We start from the raw sequence: 1,745 nt of genomic DNA, 5'->3' as shown, positions 1-1,745 counted from the left end.
GAGGACACTGAAAAAGTCTTTTCGCGAATAAATTGTTAATTAAAAGGAGCAGAAGCTAAAAGTTTTCTGCTCCTTTTTTTGTATCTTTTGCGTGTAATCATAAGGCTTTTTAGATGTTAATTCAACAGCAACAAATTCAGTTTAGTCCCTACTCCTCATTATATGATTTAATTGTTCCTCAGGATAATCTCCTTAGAAAAATCAACGAACTCATAGACTTTTCATTCATCTACGATGAGTTGCTAAATAAATATTGTACCACTAATGGTCGCACAGCAGAAAGCCCAGTGCGTATGTTTAAGTATTTGCTTCTAAAAACAATTTATGATGTCTCGGATGTTGATGTAGTAGAACGTTCACGTTTTGATATGTCTTTTAAGTATTTCTTGGAAATGACGCCAGAAGAGAGCGTTATTAATCCAAGTTCATTGACGAAATTTCGTAAACTTCGTCTTAAAGATACAGACTTATTAAATCTACTCATTGGTAAAACAGTGACTATAGCTGTTGAAAAGGGAATCATCAGATCCAAGTCTATTATAGTGGATGCTACACATACTTTATCGAGATCTAATCCATTTTCAGCAATTGAAGTATTAAGAGAGCGTTCTAAACTACTTCGAAAAACGGTATATCTATTTGATGATCAATTCAAAGAACATATACCAAAGAAGAACACTACCAATGAATTAGAAAAAGAACTAGCCTATTGTAAAGAACTTGAGCAGCGTATAGAAAAAGAAGAATCTTTGAGTTCTATACCTGCTGTAAAAGAAAAGCTTAACCTGCTTAAAGAAACTATAGAAGATACGCAGGAAAATTTTACTTTATCAAAAGACACAGATGCTAAAATAGGTCATAAATCCGCTGATAGCTCCTTCTTTGGATACAAGACTCATTTAGCGATGACCGAAGAGCGTATCATTACAGCAGCTGTAGTAACCTCAGGAGAGAAAGGAGACGGACCCGAATTACCTAAACTTTTGGAGATTAGTCAAGAAAATGGAATTGATGTAGATACTATCATTGGTGATGCAGCTTATGCAGGAAAAGAAAATCTAAAGCTCACAAATGAGCAAAACATTAAAATAGTAGCCAAACTAAATACTACAATAACACAAGGTATTAGAAAAGACGAAGACAGATTTGACTACAATAAAGATGCCGACAGGTTTGTTTGTCCTGCAGGCCATATGGCTATAAAAAAATCAAAACAGGGCAAAAAAAATGTCGGAACAAATCAAGTAGAGACCCATTATTTTGATGTCGAAAAATGTAAGTCTTGTCCTTTAAAAGAAGGATGTTACAAAGAAGGATCAAAGACAAAAACATATTCGGTATCGATAAAATCAGAATTACATCAAGAACAAATTTCTTTTCAAGAAACGGATTATTTCAAAGAAAAGGTAAAACATCGATACAAAATAGAAGCTAAAAATAGTGAGTTAAAAAATGTACATGGATACGATAGAGCACTATCGTATGGCATCACCAATATGCAAATGCAAGGAGCAATGGCTATTTTTACAGTCAACTTAAAAAGAATACTAAAATTAATGTAAGAAATTACAAAATAAGTATGCATTATTCCTCTACAAATAAAAAATAGACTCCTATAGCTGAAAACAAAAAAACAGTTATCAAACGAAAAACGCTTACAACGGATATTTTAAATCCTGTTATAAGCGTTTTTTTTGTCTAAAAAATAAACCTGATCAAAATAAGGGATGTTTTTCAGTGCCCTC

At 32.8% G+C, this 1,745-nt stretch carries 1 protein-coding gene; it reads left to right on the top strand.

The annotated features are described in order from the left end of the window. Positions 1–113 precede the first annotated feature (113 nt). Positions 114–1,562, top strand: a complete 1,449-nt coding sequence (locus Q7C23_RS23230; RefSeq protein ID WP_375034730.1) for an IS1182 family transposase — start codon at positions 114–116, stop codon at positions 1,560–1,562. Positions 1,563–1,745 lie beyond the last annotated feature (183 nt).

Origin of the sequence: Flavobacterium sp. LAR06, assembly GCF_041946075.1 — a bacterium.
In the GTDB taxonomy this organism is placed as follows: domain Bacteria; phylum Bacteroidota; class Bacteroidia; order Flavobacteriales; family Flavobacteriaceae; genus Flavobacterium.
Note: the sequence above shows the minus strand (reverse complement) of the source record. Positions and strands in the feature narration are given on the sequence as shown.

What these genes read in the sequence shown, in the direction of transcription:
- Q7C23_RS23230 (WP_375034730.1), top strand. Translation starts at nt 114, where the DNA reads ATGTTAATTCAACAGCAACAAATTCAGTTTAGTCCCTACTCCTCATTA.